The following is a 21,592-nucleotide window of genomic DNA, read 5'->3' on the forward strand; positions in this document are numbered from 1 at the left end:
GAGTCGCTATCTGAATCTGAGTCGCTATCTGAGTCGGAATCGCTATCTGAATCTGAGTCGCTGTCTGAATCTGAGTCGCTATCTGAGTCCGAATCACTGTCTGAGTCTGAGTCGCTGTCTGAGTCTGAGTCGCTGTCTGAATCTGAGTCACTGTCTGAATCGGAATCGCTATCCGAGTCTGAGTCGCTGTCGGAGTCTGAGTCGCTATCTGAGTCGCTATCTGAGTCGCTGTCTGAGTCGGAATCGCTATCTGAGTCTGAGTCACTATCTGAATCTGAGTCGCTATCTGAGTCGGAATCAGAATCGGAGTCACTATCTGAGTCGGAATCGCTGTCTGAATCTGAGTCGCTGTCTGAATCCGAATCACTGTCTGAATCTGAGTCGCTATCTGAGTCGGAATCGCTATCTGAATCAGAGTCGCTGTCTGAATCTGAGTCGCTATCTGAGTCCGAATCACTGTCTGAGTCTGAGTCGCTGTCGGAGTCTGAGTCGCTATCTGAATCTGAGTCACTGTCTGAATCGGAATCGCTATCTGAGTCTGAGTCACTATCGGAATCTGAATCGCTATCTGAATCTGAGTCGCTATCTGAGTCGGAATCGCTATCTGAGTCTGAGTCGCTGTCTGAATCGGAGTCGCTGTCTGAGTCCGAATCACTGTCTGAGTCTGAGTCGCTATCTGAATCTGAATCGCTGTCTGAATCTGAGTCGTCATCATAGTAACCATTATCTATAGTCATATCATCATGATCAGTAATAGTTACATGGACATCTTCACCATCAGCGTCTTTATCGTCTTCACCAGAATTAGTAGTTGTTTGAGTAAGTCCTTCAGGTTTATCAAAATGAACAATATAATCTCCACTATCTAAATCATCAAAACGATATTTACCATTTTCATCTGTAGTTGTTGTTTTAAGTACATTACCGTCTTTATCTTTTAATGTTACAGTTACACCTGGAATACCTTTTTCTGTATCATCTTGTTTGCCATCTTTATTTGTATCTTTCCATACATAATCACCTAAACTATATTTAGGTGTTTTATAGAAACCACTATCTAATGTCCAGTTATTAGCATCTTTAATAACGCCTGTAACAGTTAATCCATCTGAATCCACGGTATCATCGTTACCAGCGTTTGCAGTTGTTGGCGTATAACCATCTGGAGTTGTAAACTCAACTGTATATGTGCCATTTTGTAAGTTATCAAATTGATATTTACCAGAAGCATCTGTAGTAGTACGGTCAATTTCCTGACCTTTACTATCTTTAAGAATTACATATACACCTTCAATACCTTTTTCTGTATCATCTTGTTTACCATCTTTATTTGTATCTTCCCATACATAGTCGCCTAGTGAATATTTTTTGGCATCTCCAGTTGCAGTAGAAGAACCTGCTACAGCAGCATATGAATTTGACCATCCATAAGATTTTTCATTTGTTTCTAATTTATAATCAATTTTACCATTAGTGTCTGTAGAACTATCTTGAGGGTAAGCTACTTGTTGAATAATATATTGCTTATTACTACTTTTAGCTCCATTTAATAAGTCAATCGTCGCAGTTTGATTATTATTACTATAATTTATTTTAAAATTACTAGTTACATCCTTAAGGTTTGCAGTATTAGGTGCAAAACTATCAACAAACTGATTTTGATTAGTTACTTCATAAATTTTGAAATTATTTTTACTAGGATCAAACTTAAATCCAGTTAAATTAGTTGTGAATTTCTCAGTAGTAAATGTACTTTTAGGTTGATTAATATATGCAGTCATATGACGTGCTAATGTATCATTTTCTATATAATTAGTACTAGAAATAATCGGAACATTTTTATTACCATAGTCTACAATTACATTTTTTGAATATGAGTCACTTCCTAATGTCACTTGCATAGGATAAGATGTTTTATCTGTAGTTGCACTTTCTTTTTTGGCAAAAGCAACTTTTTCAAAACTACCTTTAATATTATTATATTGATCTACATAGTTAGTAAACGTATACGTTGTCGAATTAGACGCGCTATCATAAACTCCCTTAGCAACTAATCTTCCATTTTCATCATATAAATTTTGTTCTGTAGTAGGTAAAGTCACTGAACCTGGACGGATATATTGACCGTATTTAAAGGTCATTTGATCGCCTTCATGTACATCATCATCTATTGTGTAATCGGCTTTTACTTTTAATACATCACTTGATGTTGCCCAAAATTCTTTATTGCCTGTTTGAGTATTTGTATGACCTTTATCAATAGCTATATCAATATTAGAAAAATGTACTTTATTATTTACATTCGTACCTTGTTTTGCAGCAGCTAATTTTCTTACAGCTAAACGACTTACAGTTTTTGGTGTAGAAGTTATAGAGCGTTCAGTAGCATAAGTTGTTTCTGATTCTTTCTTATTTGAATAATCTTTAGCTAATGCATTTAATAATGTATTTTCATCAAGATTATTATTGTCTAAATCTAAGTTTTCAACTTGTGCTTTAGCATCTGCTTTACTTGTGTTATTTGCATTAGCAATATAATTAGTTAAAGCATCTTGTTTATCTTGTTTTGTTGTAGCATTTTGAACATCGTTAACTACAGTGTCAACGTCTTGTGAATTATTTGTTTTTTGTGAATTTTGAGATTGAGTTTTTGTTTGAGATGTTTCTTCTGAAGTAGTTTCTTTTGAATCAGTTTGATTTGATTCTGGGGTTTGTTCTGTAGTAGTCTCAGCTTTTGGTTCTTCTTGTGTTAGTTGTTCTTTAGTAGTGTTTGATTGTGTGTCTTCTGTTGTTGATTCTTCTTTAGTTGTTTCTGCTTTTGGTGCCTCTTTTGTTGGTTGTTCTTTAGTAATGTCTGTTTTTGTGTCTTCTGTCGTTGATTCCTCTTTAGTTGTTTCTACTTTTGGTCTTTCTGTTGTTGATTCTTCTTTAGTGTTTGCTTGTGTTGTAGATTCTTTAGCAGCATCTTCTTTTGTTACTTGTTCTTCAGAAGAATTTGCTTTTGAATCTTCTTGTGTAGATTGTTCTTCTGTTACGTTATTTCTTTAGTTAGATCTGTTTGTTCGGGACGATCATTGTTATTTGTAGTTTGTTCGTTTGTTTGAACAACATCTTTTTGTTTCACAGCATCATCTTGTGAGGACGTATCTTCACTTGTTTGTGCTGACGACTCTTCAGTAGTATTTTCAGCTGCTTTAGCTTCTTGGTTTCCAACACCAAATACTAATGTAGCTCCTACTAATATTGATGCGGTTCCTACTGTGAATTTTCTGATAGAATATTTGTTCAATTTGTTAGGTAAAAAATCTAGTCTTTTTTTCATATTTTCCTCCTAGCTACTTTTAAAAATTATATGTAACAACCATATATTTATACATATCGTTGTCATCTCAAATATAATATAAACAATATTGTTTTGCAACGCTTATTTATTTTTGTATATAAACAAATATATTCGTTATGTTTAATTGTTCTTATTTTTATTTACTAAAATTTAAAAAACTTCAAATTTTAGTAAACTTAATTTACAAAATAATTACAAAAAAAATTATCCTCTCAATTGTTCAATGTCTAGTTAGAGTTAGTGATTACAAGTTCAATCGTTTCTCTCTAAAAAATTGGACACAAAATTTAACAATTAAAAGGATTATCGTTATATGTATACTATATGCTTAATTACAATTGTACTTTTAATATTTAATTGTAGCGTTTCATTAGATATTGCAAGCCAATAAATGACTTCCAATGATTTAACAACATTATTGTATAATCTTTTTAAAAGAATATCAATCATAAAAATGCCATAAAATTAAATAACTTAATTCTAAAAATGTATAGAATTTACAAACAAATTACTTTTTAAACATAATAAAACTCAAACAATAATGATAGAGTTCTGAATAATTTAAACCCTTATCAAATATTTGTTTGAGTTAAGTTAGTAATTTATATAATTGTTTATTTCAAATGATCATATGGGCTATTATTAGCAAATGAAACAATTTGGTCGACAAATAATCTTGCACGTAATTGAAATTCATCATCTTCTAAGTATAAGGTACCATCATCCAATTTAGCATAATCACTGTCGTGTGTAGCAATTTGTGTTGGAACTGCTATTCCTAATAAGCTTCTAACGATAATCCGTAATTGTGAAAGTGGCTCCGAGCTTACTATACCTCCACTATTACCAATTAGACCAACAGGTTTCATTTTAAAATAATCCATGTTTAAATGATCTAATGCATTTTTTAAAATACCTGAAAATGAGCCATGATAATTAGGTGTTCCTAGTATAAAGAAATCTGATTCCATAGCTTTGCTTTGTAACATATCTACATTTTGTTTAATTTCATCAGTTGCTTGTGTTGTACCTGCAAAGTCCAATTGATGGATTGGATTTTTAGCTAAATCAAAAATTTCCAATTCGACATCATGTTCTTCAAATTGTCCTTGTAAATATTGGGCTAAGGCACTTGTATGAGACCCCAATTGTGCACTTCCTATTATTGCTATTCCTTTCATTATCTTGTTAACTCCTTTTTAGCTAAATTATTGATTGTCATTAATCAGTTTCATAATTGCTTTTCCTACACCACTATTTTCGTTAGTGTCAGTTGTATACTTTGCGATAGCTTTTACTTCTGGTGCTGCATTGTCCATAGCAACAGGATATCCCACACGTTCTAACATAGAAACGTCGTTTAAGTTATCGCCAATTGCCATTACGTTTTCCATTTTGACTCCTAATCGTTCAGCAATTGTTTCTAATGCAATGCCTTTTTGTGCATCTGAATGAGTAATTTCTAAATTTCCTCTTGAAGAAGAAGAAATAGCAAGGTTTGGTGATGCCGCAAGTTCTTGTCCAATACGGTCCATCTTTTCTAAATCTGGATTAAAAGCTAATACTTTCATGATTAATTCACCTGGAATATCCTCTATATCATCATAACTTTCGACGACTTTTAAAGTTCCATTATCAATACGTTTTTGAATTCCTGCTTTTATCTTTTCAACATCTGCCTGTTGACCAGCACGTTCAGCAATATCTATATATATATCTAAGTCTTTTTGAGGATTTTCAGTATAAATACCTCTATTAGTGTAAATTTGGTAGTATATACCTTCATCTTTTAATTTTGAAGTCACTTTATTAACTAATTCATGATTGAGATGAGAGGTACTCATAATATTAAATGTTTCATCGCGAACTTCCGCCCCGTTCAAACAAATATATGGCACTTTCAAGTCTGTATCAGCTACTGGTGTATTTGCTTCATAAAAAGCTCTACCAGTTGCGATGACTACAGTAATACCTTGTTCTTGAGCATATCGAATTGCTTGTTGATTCTCTGGAGAAATTTCATGTGATGCATTTAATAACGTACCATCCATATCTGTTGCTATTAACTTAATCATTCGTTAACCTCGTTCCATTCTATTATTTATTATCTAGATAATTTATTTACAATCAAACACTTGCTTTACTATTCTATTTTAACAAATTCTTTTGTATCTATTGAATAGCCCGTTTGTCTGATTTTTTCTTTTCTCTTAAATTTTTAAAAAATTTTCTCAGTAGATTACCACACTCTGCTTCTAACAATCCGCTTTCTACTTGTGCTCTGTGATTAAAATTCGGTTGATTCAATAAATTCATTAAACTACCCGAACAACCACCTTTAGGATCTGCAGCACCATATTTAATAGAAGGAATGCGACTCATTACTATAGTGCCCGCACACATAACACATGGTTCAAGTGTTACAAATAAAGTACAATCTTCAAGACGCCAACTTCCTAAAACATCAGCGGCACGCTCAATGGCTAAATGTTCAGCGTGTGCAGTGGGTTGTTGCATAGTTTCTCTTAGATTATGTGCACGAGCTATAATTTGATGATTTTTAACTATAACTGCACCAATAGGCACTTCGCCTAACTGTTCAGCTTTTTGGGCTTCTTCTATGGCAATTTTCATATAATATTCATCAGTTTCCATTCGTGTCCAGACACCTCACTTGTGTTACAATACTCACTGTCTATCTTAACATTTGGAGAAGTGAATATGAATAAACCATTTATCGCAATTGAAGGTCCAATAGGTGTTGGTAAATCTTCCCTTGCACACAAATTAAGTCAATCATTAGATTTTTATGAAGAAAAAGAAATTGTTGATGAAAATCCTTTTTTATCAGATTTTTATGAAGATATTTCAAAATGGAGTTTCCAAACTGAAATGTTCTTTTTATGTAATAGATATAAACAATTTCAAGATATCAACTTTAAACATAAAGGTATTGTTAGTGACGCACATATTTATAAAAATAAAATTTTTGCGAAAAATACACTACAACCTGAAGAATTTAATAAATTCACACGTATATATGACATACTTACCGAAGATTTATCGATGCCTGATACTGTTATTTTTTTAGATGCAGAATTAGAAACGCTTAAGGCGAGAATAGCTAAACGTAATCGTAGTTTTGAGCACCAAATTGAAGATGATTACTTATTAGCTTTGAAACATGACTATCATAATTTTTATGAGTCTTTACAAAATACAAACGTAAATACATTATTCATTGATACGACTAAACTAGACTTTGTTAATAATGAAGATGATTACCAAGGTATTTTAAAACAAGTAAAATCAATGATTGGAGATATATAAAATGAATTCGTTTAACATACCACAAGATGCTATTATTACAATTGCAGGTACAGTTGGAGTAGGTAAATCAACACTCACTCAAGCTTTGGCAGATAAATTAAATTTTAAAACTTCATTTGAGAACGTAGAACACAATCCTTACTTGGATAAATTCTATAATGACTTTGAGCGCTGGAGTTTTCATCTACAAATTTATTTTTTAGCAGAACGTTTTAAAGAACAAAAACGAATGTTTGAATATGGAGGCGGTTTTGTACAAGACCGTTCAATATATGAAGATGTTGATATATTTGCGAAAATGCATGAAGAACAAGGTACAATGAGTGAAGCTGATTTTCAAACATACTCTGAACTATTTAACGCTATGGTTATGACACCTTATTTTCCAAAGCCTGATGTGCTTATTTATTTGGAATGTAACTATGATGAAGTCATAGAGAGAATTAAAGAACGTGGTCGTGATATTGAAATTAATACTGACCCTGAATACTGGCAAAAACTATTTAAACATTATGATAATTGGATCAATAGTTTTAACGCTTGTCCTGTTGTCCGCGTTAACATTAACGACTATGATGTGCATAATGACCCAGATTCATTAAACCCTATTATTGAAAAAATTGCTCATGTTATTAAAACATATAGAGAAACTGACCCTAGATAAAAAAAGGATTATAAAATTTAACGCCAATATAGATATCTTTTTGATAAAGACGTCTATATTGGCGCTTTTTAATTATTTTTGTGAAAATTGATCAATGACATTTTTAACTTCTTTAGCACTTTCTACTATAACATCTGCCTCATGGAGTTCTTCTTCTTTAGCAATACCTGTTAAAACACCAATACTTAATCCTAGGTGGGCATTTATCGCAGTCTTCATATCATTTGCTGTATCGCCGACGATAGCAACTTGTTCAGGTTTAACATTATAAGCGTCAAATAATGGGTCCAATACTTTAGGATTAGGCTTTTCTTCAGCATGTGTTTCTGTAGAAATAACTAAATCAAATAAACTAGTGGATTGTGTTGCTTCTAAAAATTGAGTTGCTCCTTTATTTGTATCACTTGTAACGATTCCTATTTTATAACCTTTTTCTCGTAATTCTACAATTGTGTCATACACGCCTTCAATCCAATTATTTTCTGGTTCTCTTGAATCTACTAATTCTTGACTTGTATTTCTTGCCCATTCAGAAGTATCTTGTCCAGTAATATTATCAAATGATTTTATCATTTCGCCTAATGAACCCGAACCCATAACTGAATCAGGTACAATTTTGTCATCCATTATACCAAGTTGTCGATGTGCAACTTCTTTATCATGTACAGGAAATGTATCTAGTAATTTATCGACAAGACGTATACCAATTTTTTCCCAACTTTTATCAAATTCTATTAATGTGCCATCTTTATCGAATAGTATCCATTCCATTGATATCTCTACACTCCATGTTTATATTTTCTTTCAACATATACCATTGTAGTACAACCTTACTTAAAAAAATAGAAAAGTCACTTATATACAACACATGCGTATATATACTTTTTTCTACTTCATATGAATTTGAAGAATATAAAAATTTATATTACTTTCTCACATGTAAAAAAGCTAGAAACCTTTAAATTATAAGGCTTCTAGCTCATACTCTATATATTTTAATATCTTGGAACTACAAATCTCCAACCATGGCGATCTTCAAGTGTTCCGTTTTGAATACCAGTATATTCATTATATAGTTTTTGAGTAACTTCACCTGGTTCATTATTATTAATCACGATTTCACGGTCTTCATAACGTAAAGTACCAACTGGTGAGATAACTGCTGCTGTACCTGTACCGAATACTTCAGTTAATTCACCTTTATCGTATGATTCAAATAACTCATCAATTGATACACGACGTTCTTCTACTTCATATCCTAAATCTTGAGCTAATTCAATAATTGATTTACGTGTAATACCTGGTAAAATACTACCATTTAATGCTGGTGTAACAACTTTACCATTTTCAACGAAGAAGATATTCATACTTCCTACTTCTTCTACATATTTTTGTTCAACACCATCTAACCAAAGCACTTGGTCATAACCTAATTTATTAGCGTTCGTTTGTGCTAATAGACTTGCTGCATAGTTACCTGCTACTTTAGCAAAACCAACTCCGCCTCTTACTGCACGAACATATTCATCTTCAACGTAAATTTTAGTTGATTTTAATGTATCTCCACCATAATAAGCGCCTGAAGGTGATAAAATAATTAATAATTTATATGCTTGTGACGCTCTTACTCCTAAGATACCTTCTGTCGCAAATACAAATGGACGAATGTATAATGATTGACCTTCTCCTTCAGGAATCCAATCACGTTCTACATCCACTAATTGTTTTAAACCTTCCAATAATACATCTTCATCTACTTCAGGCATTTCTAAACGAGCTAAAGAATTGTTAATACGTTTAAAGTTTTGGTCTGGACGGAATAAAACTACTTCACCATTATATTTATATGCTTTTAATCCTTCGAAAACAGCTTGCCCATAATGTAAACCTTGAGCTGCTGGTGAAATTTCAAAAGGTGCGTATGGTACTATTTTTAAATCATGCCAACCTTTATCAGCATCATAATCATAACTCAACATATAATCTGTAAAGTATTGACCAAATCCTAAGTTAGAACTATCTGGTTTTTCTTTTAATGTTTCTCTTTTTTCAAAATTGACTTGTTCTGTCATGATAACGGCCTCCTAATATTGCTACCAATATAAATATGTATACTAGATTATAGCAATCGAAATAATACTATTCAATAAGTTTTCCGAAAATTCAAAATAAATACTTATGTATACAATATATCTTAAGTTAAACACTATCATCTACATCTTACAAGTTATCTTACTGATTAAGCATAAAAAACACTCCTTCTAATGTAAAAATAATTAGAAGGAGTAAAAATAGTATTTATATCGTTATATATATTGAACGGGTTATTTTGTAGCTTTTTCTTTCTTTTCAATAGCTTCTAACATTAATTTAGTCATGCTTTCTAAATCATATTTAGGATCGAATCCCCATTCACCACGTGAACAACTCGTATCAATGCTATCAGGCCAACTCTTAGCGATATTCTCTCTGACAGGATCTACATCATAGTCTAATGTGAAATCTGGATAATATTGTTGAATGGCTTCTTTAACCATTTCTGGATCAATACTCATCGCACTTAAGTTATAGCCATTTCTAGTTTCTAATTTTGCTCCATCCGCTTCCATTAACTGAATAATAGCATCGATTGCATCATCCATATACATCATATCCATGAATGTACCTTTATCAATATAGCTTGTGTAATGATTTTCTCTCACTGCTTTGAAATAGATTTCAACAGCATAATCTGTAGTACCGCCACCTGGTTCTTTAACATGTGAAATTAAGCCAGGAAATCTCACGCTACGTGTATCTACGCCAAATTTTGTGAAGTAATATTGGCATAACAATTCACCAGCAACTTTATTAACACCATACATAGTTGTAGGTTGTTGAATGGTTACTTGTGGTGTATTAACTTTAGGTGTTGAATCACCAAATGCACCAATAGAACTTGGTGTGAAGAAATGTAAGTCATATGTTCGTGCTGCTTCTAGAGCATTCATTAATCCACCCATATTTAAATCCCAAGCGAACATTGGGTTCTTCTCAGCAGTTGCTGATAATAAAGCAGCCATATGCATTAATGTATCTGCTCCAAAATTCTCAACTAATTCAAACATTTTATCTCGATCAGTCACGTCTAAAATTTCAAATGGACCATCTTGAACTGGAGAATCTGCTTCTGGTTCTCTAATATCTGTTGCAAGCACATTATCTGTACCATAAATTTTTCTACATTTTACAACTAATTCAGTACCTATTTGGCCTAAAGCACCTGTGATCATAATTTTCTTCATTATAAAATCTCCCCTTGTGTTTATAGAAAATTCATTGTTTTTCTTGTATGTACAAACATTCTATTTACATCTATATTGTAATATAAAAGCGCTTTCTTGTATATATAGTGAGTACAAAGTTAATATTTTAAAATAATTTGAATAACATTACTTTTATTTTTGAGTACTTCCAGTATTCATTTATTAAACACACATATTAAACACACAAAAATGGTTAATATAAAAATAAGTGACGATGTTTTTATATTAACATCATCACTATCTATCAATTACTTCATTAAAAATGATTTAAATGTCTGCGGTTTATCATTTACTAGCATTTCAAAATCATTAGACTGTTGATCTAAAAGTCCTCTTGCTCCAGCTTCATACATTGATGCTAATAAATCACCAAATCCTTTTGGTTCATCATACATTTTAGCAAATATCTCTAAAGAAACCGGATCATATTCAATTTTAGTTCCCGATACTTCCGAAAGTATATTTGCAAGTTCGTACATATCATAACTGTATCCGGATAATAAGTAGCGTTTCCCCCATGAATTGGGATTATTTAATATAGCGATAATTCCTCTTGCAATATCATGTCTTGAAATATAATTAATTCGACCATCCCCCACCGGATAAATCAATTTATGCATATTCATCAATTCTGGAAGATAGGGTTTTAAAGGATCCATATACATTGCCATTCTAACGTACGTAAAATCAATACCACTTGTAGCTAATAACCGTTCTGCATATCCAAAGTATGGACTCATATGAAATGGATTGTCGTGTTGATCTGCATAATATCCAATATATATAATATGCTTTACTCTGCTTTCTTTAGCTGCATCAACAAGATTCTCTACTTCTGGAATACGTTTTATAGAGGGGTGTATAATACTTGGAATAAAAATAACTGTATCAATATCATGAAAAGCACTAACCATACTTTCTTTATTGAAATAATCTAAGTGTCTTACTGTAACATGTTCTTTCTAATCTGTTGGTACCTTATCTAAATTTCTTACACCTATATAAAATTCTTTCATTTTATGTTCTACAGCTTGATTAGTAATATGTGTGCCCAAATTACCTGTTGCACCTGTTAACATGACCTTCATTTTATTCATCTCCCTTTTCCAATATATTTTAATATATTCGATGTTTCTTTATCATAAATAAACACTTAGTAAATTAACTATTGTCAATTCACTAAGTGTCCATTGCTAAATATATATCATTTTATGCTTCCATTAACTTACCGACATTGCGCATAATTCTTGCTTTTTTATAACCATGAAGATCATGTAACTCTTTATACGCACTAAATAATTTTTTATAACGTTTTACTTTTTCTGGATCAGGTGTCACTTCATATAATACAGGTTCTTTCATTGATTCAATCGCTTCATTTAAACTTTAGTGCGCACCACCACAAACAGAACCAAGAATCGCTGCACCAATTGCTGGAGCATATTCACTATCAATAATAGTTACTTTTTTATTAAGCACGTTTGCATAGATATCCATCATTAAAGGATTTTTCTTAGGTATTCCGCCGCAAGCAAATACATCTTCGACATCCATATTCCAACTTTGATATTGTTGCATAATCATTTTAGTACCAAATGCAGTAGCTTCTAAATATGCACGATATAATTCTTCATGTGTTGTTTGTAGTGACATACCGAATACGCATCCTTTAAGATTACTATCACTTAATACACTTCGGTTACCATTATGCCAATCTAAAACGACAAGACCACTTTCACCTGGCATTTGATCTTTTACTTTTTCATTCAATAATTCAAAAATTGAAATACCTCTTTCATTTGCTTCATCTACGTACTCTTTTGGTGATTGTTTGGCAATATACTCAAATAAATCACCGACTGCGGATTGACCTGCTTCATAAGCATATAATTCAGGAATAATAGCTCCTTTAACAGAACCAGAGATACCTGGTACTTGATGTTGTTGTTCATTTAACATTAAATGACATGTACTCGTTCCTATAACCATAGTCATTTGTTTGTCTTGTTGTGAACCAATTCCTAATAGACTTGAATGTGCATCTATAATAAATGGACTTACTTTAGTCTGTGTAGAAAGACCAAGTTTTTCGGCCATTTCTTCTGATAATTGTCCTACTGTTTCGCCAATTTTAACTATTGGTGCATCCACTTTATCACGAACAACATCTGATAATTGATCACTCACTTTATCAAATAAATCATAATGGAATCCTTCATTTTCTTCCCAGAATGATTTAAATCCTAATCCACAGTTCGAACGAACATTTTCACCTGTTAACTTATTAACAATCCAGTCGCCAGCTTCCATTATATTAGCTGTTTTATCTAACACTTCTGGTGCTTTGTTCATAACTTCCATAATTTTTGGAATCATCCACTCACTACTTACATTAAATCCGTAATAACCTAACCATCTACTCTTATTATCTAAAGCAGTTTGGAATAATTGGTCCGCTTCAGCTTGAGCACTATGATGTTTCCATAACTTAACGTATGCATGTGGATTATTTTCAAAACCAGGTAAATTATGAATAGGTTCTAAATTTTCGTCAGTAAACATAACTGTTGATGAAGTAAAATCTATTCCTATACCTACTATTTCTTCTGGTTTCACACCTGAAGATTGAATTAAATAAGGTACGCCTTCTTCTAAAACTTCCATATAATCGTTACCATTTTGAAGTGAAAAACTATGTGGCAATTTTACCCCATTTAAATCTTTTTCGATTGTGCCATGTGTATATGGCTTTATATATTTATCTATAATTTTTCCATTTGTAGTATCAACTAAAAAAGCTCTACCTGAGCCTGTTCCATAATCTACTCCAATACTATAACTCATTACTAATACCCCCATACTTTGTCTGCATCTCTGTTTAAGTAAGCGTTTTCTTTAGATGATACGCACAAATGAACAATAAATCAATAAAAAAACATAAAAAAGCATCAAAACAAACATTTTTGTGCAAAAACCATTGACACAAATGACTGTAAGCGTTTACCATTATTTACATAAATAAAAATGAACAGAAATTAAAGGGAGATGAACAGAAATGAGCATTGAATCAAAAGCATATCGTCTTATTCAACCAGGCGAATTTGAATATACAACAATAAATCATGAGTTTAGAGATGGTGATGTTATTGTTAATCCAGAAAAAGCAAGTGTCTGTCACGCTGACTTAAGATATTACACAGGTAATAGACGTAAAGAAGCACTAGATAAAAAATTACCAATGGCATTATTCCACGAAGGTATCGGTACTATTGAAGATTCTAAACATCCTGATTATCAAAAAGGAGATAAAGTAGTTATCGTTCCTAATATTCCTTCTCGTTTAAGAGCTGGTGATTTTGAAGAAACAGATTTACTTGATAACTATGATGAAAATGCCGTATTTATGGGTAGCGGTTATGATGGTATTTGCCAAGATAGAATGGTAGTACCTGGTGACAACATCGTTAAAATTCCAGATACATTAGATGAAGATGTTGCGTTATTAGCTGAACTTTGTTCAGTATCATTATTCCCAATCAATCAATTAAAAGAAATCACAACTAAATCTTCTCCACAAGTAGCTGTATTTGGTGACGGACCAGTTGGATATTTAGCTGCAACAGCTTTACATTATATTTATGGTATTGAACAAGAAAACTTAATTGTCTTCGGTGCTATTGAAGAAAAATTAAAATCATTTGAAAACTTTGCAACTACACATCTAGTTAATGATTATGATTTCAATAGTCATAAAGGTGTTCATACCGTATTTGAATGTTGCGGTGGAAAATTCTCTGAATCTGCTATTAACCAAGCAATTGACTTAATCGATAGACAAGGTCAAATCGTGTTAATGGGTGTAACAGAAGATTTAGTAGGTATTAATACACGTGACGTATTAGAAAAAGGTTTAACACTTTCAGGTAGTTCAAGAAGTACTAAACATGAATTCGAACAATTAATTGCTTCATTCGAAAATAAAGACTATCAACAAGCACTTAAAAAATTAATCCCTGATGATTACTATGATATCCATAGTACAGAGGATTTGAAAAAAGCAATGGATGATACTGCTGCTCACAAAGGTTGGAAAAAAACTTATTTAAGATATCACTGGTCATAAACCATTGTATCTAAGGGGAGATAACAAATGATGAATAAGACAACATTTTTAGGTATGCCCAAACAAATTGTTTGGGGTTACATAGGGATTTTAATATTTATGATGGGAGACGGCCTAGAAATTGGTTGGTTAAGTCCTTATTTACAACATAATGGTTTCAGCTCTAATGAAGTGAGTTGGCTATTTGGTTGTTATGGTATCACAGTCGCAATTGCAAGTTGGTTTAGTGGTGTATTTGCTGAAGCATTCGGTGGTAAACGTACAATGTTTATCGGCTTGATTTTATACATTATAGGAACTATTTGTTTCGTTGGTATTGCATTTCCATCTGAAAACTTAGCAATTATGTATCCAGCTTATGCACTACGCGGTTTAGGTTATCCATTATTTGCATATTCATTCTTAGTATGGATTTCATACCGTTCAGAACAACGCACATTGGGTGCAGCTGTTGGTTGGTTCTGGCTAGTATTTACTGGTGGACTAAACGTATTAGGTGCGTTTTATTCTATCTATGCGATTAAATACTTAGGTCATATTGGAACATTATGGAGTTCATTATTCTGGGTAATTTTAGGTGGCTTTTTAGCTATTGTCTTAAATAGAGATAAATTACCTACAGATAAAAGTAATGCTAAAGCTAAATTAAAAGAAATGATGAAAGGTTTCACTATTGTAGTTGAAGAACCAAAAGTATTATTAGGTGGTATTGTGCGTGTTATTAACACTACTGCACAATTTGCATTCCCTATTTTCTTACCTTTATATCTAGAATCATACGGAATACCAACTTCAAAATGGTTAGCTGTTTGGTCTGCCATCTTCTTCGGTAATATCGTATTCAACCTTATTTGGGGTATTATTGGAGATAAAATTGGTTGGCGTAATACTGTAATGATCTTTGGTGGTATCGGTAGTGGTGTTTCTTGTCTATTAATGGGTTATGTCCCAATATGGTCACACGGTAACATTATTTTATTAACAATTGTTGGCGTTGCTTGGGGAATCTTTATTGCAGCTTATGTACCATTAACTGCATTAATTCCTTCACTTGTTAAAAAAGATAAAGGTGCAACACTTTCAATCTTAAACTTAGGTGCTGGTTTACCAGTATTCATAGGACCAATGATAGTTAGAATTTTCTTAGAGCCACTTGGAGATTTAGGTGTAATTTGGATTTTAGGAATTATATACTTCATTAGTACAATCCTAACATTCTTCATTAAAATGCCGAAGAGTCAACAATATGGTGAAACGGAATAACGTTAAATAATTTATAGGCTGTAGACTGAATATATGATGATCATTTCATTGTCATACTTTCATCTACAGCCTTTATTATGTATTTGATATACTATAATTAAAATCGACTTAATCTTATCATTTTTATTATCAAAATTACTGAATGGAGACGTTTTATATGTTACCTGCTGAAAGAGAACAAAAAATCATTGCTTATTTAACTAAATATAAAACTGCTACTGTTCATACATTAGCAACAGAATTTAACGTACACGATGCAACGATTCGTCGTGACTTAGTAAAACTTGAACAATACAACCAAATCAGACGTACCCATGGTGGTGTCGTACTAAATAATGAAAATGTTTATAGTGAATTAAATTTCGATGATAGACAAACTTCTTACTATTATGAAAAATTAGGTATAGGATACAAAGCTGCTGAATTTGTAAATGATGGAGATACATTAATTATTGATTCAGGTTCTACCACTCTATTATTTGCAAAAGCTATTTTACAAAAGCAAAATTTAACTATTATCACTAATGACATTCATATTGCTTCTATTCTTCGCTCTTCTAACCATAAAGTGATTGTCACTGGTGGTACACTTTATCACAACAATTATGTATTAAATGGATTAATTACTACTCAAACCTTGCAATCATTTAATTCTATGAAAGCATTTTTAGCTACACCTGCTATGGATGCATTAAAAGGCGTGACGCACTACAGCGAAGAATTCGTAGATGCTAAACGCCAAATGGTTTATCAGTCTAAAGAGGTTTACATGTTAACAGATAGTTCAAAGTTAAATAAAGTAGCATTTTATCAAGTTTGTCCAACTAACAAAATTACTACGTTGATTACCGATAATCATGAAGATTTACAAGAATACAAAAAAACAATTCCTAATGTGATCTCCATTAATCCAAGTGATTATCAATAAAGCAAAAATTTTACTATCGCATACAAAAATAAAGAAGTGAGGTAGAAATAGTACATTTTCCACCTCACTTTATTTTTATTGTTGAGCTTTTTTATAAAAATAATTGGCAACTACAATGTCTACAATTGCTAAGCCCACTGATTTAAATAAAGTGATTTCGTTATCATTCATACGTCCTTGTTTATTCCCAGCAACAATGTCACCAAGTTCTGCATAAAGTGATTCTTGAGATAATATGCCTTCTTGTTCAGGAATTTTTAAATCTCCTGTTTCTTCCATTGCAGCTTCTGTAGATTCAACAATAATTTTATCTGCTACTTTCATTGATTCAGAAGGTAATTCTTGCATATCTGGTTTAAAAGAACCTACCGCATTGAGATGTACACCCGCTTCTAAAGTTCGACTAAACACAGGATGTGAAGAATTAGTAGCTGTCACAACAATATCTGCACCTTCTATTGCTTCATCAGCATTTTCAAATACTTTTACGTTAACATCATATGTTGTTTGTGACTGTTTTGCTAAACGCTCAGCTTTTTCCGTCGTTCTACTTGCAAAATGAATAGTATCAATATCTCTAACAGCTAAAACAGCTTCAATTAATCCTTCTGCTTGTTCTCCTGCACCAATTACACATAAAGTACGTGCATCTTCCCTAGCTAAATATTTTGTTGCTACACCAGAAATTGCACCTGTTCTAATTTTAGTTAAATAGCCTCCATCTAGGACTGATAACGTTTCACCTGTCTCATAATCACTCAAAATTACTGATCCACTGATAGTTGATTTACCTTTTTCAGGATTTTTAGGTGCAAATGTAACTGTTTTTAATCCCACAATTTTTAAGGCATCAGATAACGCAGGCATAACTAAATATCTATTTTCATCATTAAAAGGAATTGAATATCGTAATGGTGTTTCAGTCTTACCTTCTGAAAAAGCTTTCAAGGATTCTCCTACTTCATCTATTACTTCACGCATATTTAATAATTGTTGTTGATCTTTTTCATTTAAATATAGCATTCCTTTTCCTCCATAAAATTTAATTATTCATTTATATACCTAATACCCGATATTTTATAAAAAAATGTTGGCAAATTAAAGTTTATATTGTTCTCAAACTGTATTCATGCTATTCTTAAGAACATAAATAAAGAGACAGTTGGACATTATTGTGTCTTAACCATCTCTGCGATTTTGTTTAACTAAACAAAACTATTTAATTTAACTTTTGACGACATTCATTCTCCTACACTGGAGAATGATTTTTTTTTGGCTTTTTTTAGTTATTAATAGGTATATGATATCTTTTAACTGGTAATCCATTCTTTTTGATATATGGTTCTATTTCGTATCCTCCATATGATTTTATAACTTTTTGTGATGCAAAATTTTTAGGATTACACGTCATTAGCACATTTTTTATTTGAAACGGTTTTAAAATATCTATCGCTTTTCCTAACATAACAGTCGCATAGCCTTTACCACGTTGTGATTTTGCTACACCATACCCTACATGACCGCCAATACGAGTTAATTGTTCGTTAAGTTGATATCTAATATTAACTGCTCCTACAATTTTTCCATTTTTAAAATAAAAAAATGTACTGGTTTCAACCCAATCTTCCCTAGGTTTAGGTTGATTAATATAATCCACCATGTCTTTGAAACTAGTATACTTCTTTAAATCTGTATTACCAGGTACAATCTTCTCATTATGTTCGTACCACTCATTAATATATTGTAGGAATAATTGTTCATCTTTATAATCAAGTTGGCGTAATTCATCTACAACATCCATAATGTTCACCTCAAGATATTAAAAAAGCACTCACAGTTAATGAGTGCTTTATTTATTATTCTTATATTAAATAATGTTAAGTTCTTTTCCTACTTTTTCGTAAGCAGCTAAAGCTTTATCCAACATTTCTTTAGTATGTGCTGCTGTAGGCATATTTCTTACTCTACCCGTACCTTTTGGCACTGTAGGGAATACGATTGACTTAACATATATACCTTCTTCTTTTAATCGTTTACTGAATGCTTGCGTATCTTTTTCATCACCAATAATAACTGGTGTAATTGGTGTTTCTGATTCACCTGTATCAAATCCTAGTTTTGCTAAACCATCTTTAAGATATTGAGCATTTTCCCATAATTGATCATGCAATTCAGTTGAAGCCATTAATTTTTTAACTGCTTCTGTAATAGCTTTTGTATTTCCAGGCGCTAATGATGTAGAGAATAAGAATGGACGAGATTGTGCTTTTAACCAGTCAATTAATTCTTTAGTTCCTGCAACATAACCTCCAACAACACCAATTGCTTTAGATAATGTACCAATTTGGAAATCAATTTTATCTTGTAAGCCAAAGTGTTTAACCGTACCAGCACCTTTACCCATTACACCAGAGCCATGTGCATCATCTACATAAGTTAATAAACCAAATTCTTCAGCTATTTTAACAATTTCAGGCAGTTTAGCAACATCGCCATCCATACTAAACACACCATCAGTGATATACATTACTTTATTATACTGACCTGATTCTACAGCTTCTTTAGCTTTTGCTCTTAAATCATCCATATCTGAATGATTCACACGAATAATTTTCGCTTTAGATAAACGACAACCATCAATAATTGAAGCGTGGTTCAATTCATCAGACAGAATAGCGTCATTTTTATTCATTACAGCTGAAATCGCAGCCATATTGCAATTAAATCCAGATTGGTATGCAATTGCAGCTTCTGTACCTTTAAATTTAGCTAATGTTTCTTCTAATTCATCATGTAAATCTAACGTACCGTTAATAGAACGTACAGCACCAGCACCAACACCATGTGTATCAATCGCAGCTTTAGCAGCTTCTTTTAAATCTTCATTTGTTGCTAATCCTAAATAGTTATTTGAACTTAAATTGACATAAGTTTTACCTTCAATTTTAATTTCTGGACCATTAGCACCTTCAATTGAATCTATTTCATTGTATAAACCATTTTCTTTCAAATAATTAATGTTTTCATCTAAAAAATCATGTAGTGATTGAACCACAACGATATCCCCCTTGTTTCTCTATTTGTCTTTATAATACATCAATTTAGCCTTTCATGAAAGCCCTATCACTCGTGGTAATTTTAAAAAATAAATATTCATTTTCAACTATTTTGTAACATTAGATAGTGATATACTAATTATCATAATAATACGGAAGAAGTGATCGTTTTGTTTGATTGGTTTCAATTGGCTAGTAAAAAAGAAAAAAGAATGATTCAACTGCGACGTTATTTACATCAATATCCTGAACTTTCTTTTGAAGAGAAGCAAACACATGACTATATAGTTAATCAACTTAGCCAATTGTCATGTGACATTCAAACTCCAGTAGGTAGAAACGGAATTAAAGCAACTTTTAAAGGAAAAGAAAATGGACCGACTATCGCATTTCGTGCTGATTTTGATGCATTACCAGTTCAAGAACTAAATGATGTGTCTTATAAATCTAAAAACGATGGTTGTATGCATGCGTGTGGACATGATGGTCATACAGCCATACTATTAGGTGTTGCTGAAATAGTAAATGAGCATCGTCACCTACTTAAAGGTAATGTCGTTTTTATCTTTCAATATGGTGAGGAAATTATGCCTGGTGGTTCTCAAGAAATGATTAATGATGGTTGTTTAAAAGACGTAGATAAAATTTACGGTACGCATCTTTGGAGTGGCTATCCAACAGGAACCATATATTCACGACCAGGTCCAATTATGGCTTCACCAGATGAATTTAGTATTACAATTCAAGGTAAAGGCGGCCACGGCGCTAAACCACAAGAAACTATTGATCCTATTGTTATTATGGCTGAGTTTATTTTAAGTGCTCAAAAAATCATCTCACGCACTATAGATCCTGTAAAACAAGCTGTTTTAACATTTGGTATGGTACAGGCTGGTTCATCAGATAGTGTTATACCAGATAGTGCATTTTGTAAAGGGACAGTGCGTACATTTGATACACAAATTCAAAGTCATGTTAAACAAAAAATGGATAAATTACTACAGGGATTGGCATTAGCAAATGATATCACATATGATTTTAACTATATTAAAGGGTATTTACCTCTTCATAATCATGATCAAGCCTATGAAGTTGTTAAACAAGCAGCTAACGATATGCATTTACGCTTTAATGAATCTGATTTAATGATGATTGGGGAAGATTTTTCACATTATTTAAAAGTGAGACCTGGGGCTTTCTTCTTAACAGGTTGTGGCAATAAAGATAAACAGATCACAGCACCACATCATAATCCCTACTTTGATATAGATGAATCAGCATTCAAATATGCAGCAAGTGAATTCTTAAAAATATTAGAAATTGAAAAAGTTTTTTAAAAATATAAACCGATATCTATCCTGAAATAATTATGAACTTACAAACATCTCTAAATGATTAATAATCATTCATTTAGAGGTGTTTTTGTATATAAAAGCTAACACATTTCATATGTAATATTGAACTTAATTATGGAGTATGTATAATTCGTAATTAGCTGAATACGAGGTATATAGGCAAAATTCAAAGTACATATTTTATAAATAAAAAAAGACCCCTAAACGGGGCCTTTAATTATATCG

General features: G+C 32.1%; 17 protein-coding genes and 3 pseudogenes. 7 read left to right on the forward strand and 13 right to left on the reverse strand.

Annotated features, from left to right (window positions below):
• Nucleotides 1-2,852, reverse strand: a 2,852-nt coding sequence (locus Q4528_RS11485) for an SdrD B-like domain-containing protein (protein ID WP_439848933.1), incomplete at its 3' end; no start/stop codon positions are given.
• Here Q4528_RS11485 and Q4528_RS11490 point away from each other — a divergent pair.
• On the forward strand, nucleotides 2,779-3,048 hold the full coding sequence (locus Q4528_RS11490; RefSeq protein ID WP_046466383.1) for a hypothetical protein: 270 nt from the start codon (nucleotides 2,779-2,781) through the stop codon (nucleotides 3,046-3,048). The genes Q4528_RS11485 and Q4528_RS11490 overlap by 74 nt on opposite strands.
• Before the next feature lie 120 nt (nucleotides 3,049-3,168).
• Here the strand turns inward: Q4528_RS11490 and Q4528_RS17175 are convergent.
• The 4 genes and pseudogenes from Q4528_RS17175 to tadA all read right to left on the reverse strand — a co-directional run.
• Nucleotides 3,169-3,322 (reverse strand): annotated as a pseudogene (locus Q4528_RS17175) (YSIRK-type signal peptide-containing protein); the annotation flags it as partial.
• 635 nt (nucleotides 3,323-3,957) lie between these two features.
• A complete protein-coding gene (locus Q4528_RS11500; protein ID WP_029056362.1) occupies nucleotides 3,958-4,524 on the reverse strand; it encodes an NADPH-dependent FMN reductase in 567 nt (188 codons plus the stop codon).
• 27 nt (nucleotides 4,525-4,551) lie between these two features.
• Entirely contained in the window at nucleotides 4,552-5,418 is an 867-nt protein-coding gene (locus Q4528_RS11505) for a Cof-type HAD-IIB family hydrolase (protein WP_017637557.1), read from the reverse strand.
• A gap of 97 nt (nucleotides 5,419-5,515) precedes the next feature.
• The gene (tadA, locus tag Q4528_RS11510; RefSeq protein WP_070451991.1) at nucleotides 5,516-5,998 is read right to left on the reverse strand and encodes a tRNA adenosine(34) deaminase TadA; all 483 of its coding nucleotides are present in this window, start codon (nucleotides 5,996-5,998) and stop codon (nucleotides 5,516-5,518) included.
• 66 nt (nucleotides 5,999-6,064) lie between these two features.
• On the opposite strand from tadA, the gene Q4528_RS11515 reads away from it, so the two are divergent.
• Together Q4528_RS11515 and Q4528_RS11520 are read left to right on the forward strand one after the other, a co-directional pair.
• Nucleotides 6,065-6,673, forward strand: coding sequence for a deoxynucleoside kinase (locus Q4528_RS11515; RefSeq protein WP_017637555.1), 609 nt, complete (start codon nucleotides 6,065-6,067; stop codon nucleotides 6,671-6,673).
• A gap of 1 nt (nucleotide 6,674) precedes the next feature.
• Nucleotides 6,675-7,337 carry a deoxynucleoside kinase gene (locus Q4528_RS11520; RefSeq protein WP_303521668.1) on the forward strand — a complete coding sequence of 221 codons (663 nt, stop codon included), beginning with the start codon at nucleotides 6,675-6,677 and terminating at the stop codon, nucleotides 7,335-7,337.
• A 72-nt stretch (nucleotides 7,338-7,409) separates the two neighbouring features.
• On the opposite strand, the gene Q4528_RS11525 is transcribed toward Q4528_RS11520, so the two are convergent.
• The 5 genes and pseudogenes from Q4528_RS11525 to Q4528_RS11545 form a co-directional block, all read right to left on the reverse strand.
• Nucleotides 7,410-8,108: an HAD family hydrolase gene (locus Q4528_RS11525; protein WP_017637553.1), complete on the reverse strand. Its 699-nt coding sequence runs from the start codon at nucleotides 8,106-8,108 to the stop codon at nucleotides 7,410-7,412.
• Nucleotides 8,109-8,332: 224 nt separating this feature from the next.
• Nucleotides 8,333-9,409: a branched-chain amino acid aminotransferase gene (locus Q4528_RS11530; protein WP_017637552.1), complete on the reverse strand. Its 1,077-nt coding sequence runs from the start codon at nucleotides 9,407-9,409 to the stop codon at nucleotides 8,333-8,335.
• A 252-nt stretch (nucleotides 9,410-9,661) separates the two neighbouring features.
• Complete coding sequence (locus Q4528_RS11535) at nucleotides 9,662-10,621, reverse strand: NAD-dependent epimerase/dehydratase family protein (protein WP_017637551.1); 960 nt, start codon at nucleotides 10,619-10,621, stop codon at nucleotides 9,662-9,664.
• 269 nt (nucleotides 10,622-10,890) lie between these two features.
• Nucleotides 10,891-11,730 (reverse strand): annotated as a pseudogene (locus Q4528_RS11540) (SDR family oxidoreductase).
• Between the two features lie 121 nt (nucleotides 11,731-11,851).
• A pseudogene (locus Q4528_RS11545) lies at nucleotides 11,852-13,486 on the reverse strand (ribulokinase).
• A gap of 211 nt (nucleotides 13,487-13,697) precedes the next feature.
• Here Q4528_RS11545 and Q4528_RS11550 point away from each other — a divergent pair.
• The 3 genes from Q4528_RS11550 (at nucleotide 13,698) to Q4528_RS11560 (ending at nucleotide 16,956) form a co-directional block, all read left to right on the forward strand.
• Entirely contained in the window at nucleotides 13,698-14,765 is a 1,068-nt protein-coding gene (locus Q4528_RS11550) for a zinc-binding dehydrogenase (RefSeq protein WP_029056355.1), read from the forward strand.
• A gap of 27 nt (nucleotides 14,766-14,792) precedes the next feature.
• Complete coding sequence (locus tag Q4528_RS11555) at nucleotides 14,793-16,028, forward strand: MFS transporter (protein WP_046466379.1); 1,236 nt, start codon at nucleotides 14,793-14,795, stop codon at nucleotides 16,026-16,028.
• A gap of 157 nt (nucleotides 16,029-16,185) precedes the next feature.
• Entirely contained in the window at nucleotides 16,186-16,956 is a 771-nt protein-coding gene (locus Q4528_RS11560; protein WP_017637546.1) for a DeoR/GlpR family DNA-binding transcription regulator, read from the forward strand.
• 75 nt (nucleotides 16,957-17,031) lie between these two features.
• Here Q4528_RS11560 and Q4528_RS11565 read toward each other — a convergent pair whose 3' ends face one another.
• From Q4528_RS11565 to Q4528_RS11575, 3 genes are all read right to left on the reverse strand, one after another.
• Nucleotides 17,032-17,979, reverse strand: coding sequence for an ornithine cyclodeaminase family protein (locus Q4528_RS11565; protein ID WP_046466378.1), 948 nt, complete (start codon nucleotides 17,977-17,979; stop codon nucleotides 17,032-17,034).
• 259 nt (nucleotides 17,980-18,238) lie between these two features.
• On the reverse strand, nucleotides 18,239-18,757 hold the full coding sequence (locus Q4528_RS11570) for a GNAT family N-acetyltransferase (RefSeq protein ID WP_046466377.1): 519 nt from the start codon (nucleotides 18,755-18,757) through the stop codon (nucleotides 18,239-18,241).
• Between the two features lie 66 nt (nucleotides 18,758-18,823).
• Nucleotides 18,824-20,011: a glycine C-acetyltransferase gene (locus Q4528_RS11575; RefSeq protein WP_046466376.1), complete on the reverse strand. Its 1,188-nt coding sequence runs from the start codon at nucleotides 20,009-20,011 to the stop codon at nucleotides 18,824-18,826.
• Between the two features lie 171 nt (nucleotides 20,012-20,182).
• On the opposite strand from Q4528_RS11575, the gene Q4528_RS11580 reads away from it, so the two are divergent.
• Nucleotides 20,183-21,349, forward strand: a complete 1,167-nt coding sequence (locus Q4528_RS11580) for a M20 family metallopeptidase (RefSeq protein ID WP_046466375.1) — start codon at nucleotides 20,183-20,185, stop codon at nucleotides 21,347-21,349.
• The last annotated feature ends 243 nt before the right edge of the window (nucleotides 21,350-21,592 follow it).

This window comes from Staphylococcus pasteuri (assembly GCF_030547725.1).
Taxonomy (GTDB): Bacteria; Bacillota; Bacilli; order Staphylococcales; family Staphylococcaceae; genus Staphylococcus; species Staphylococcus pasteuri.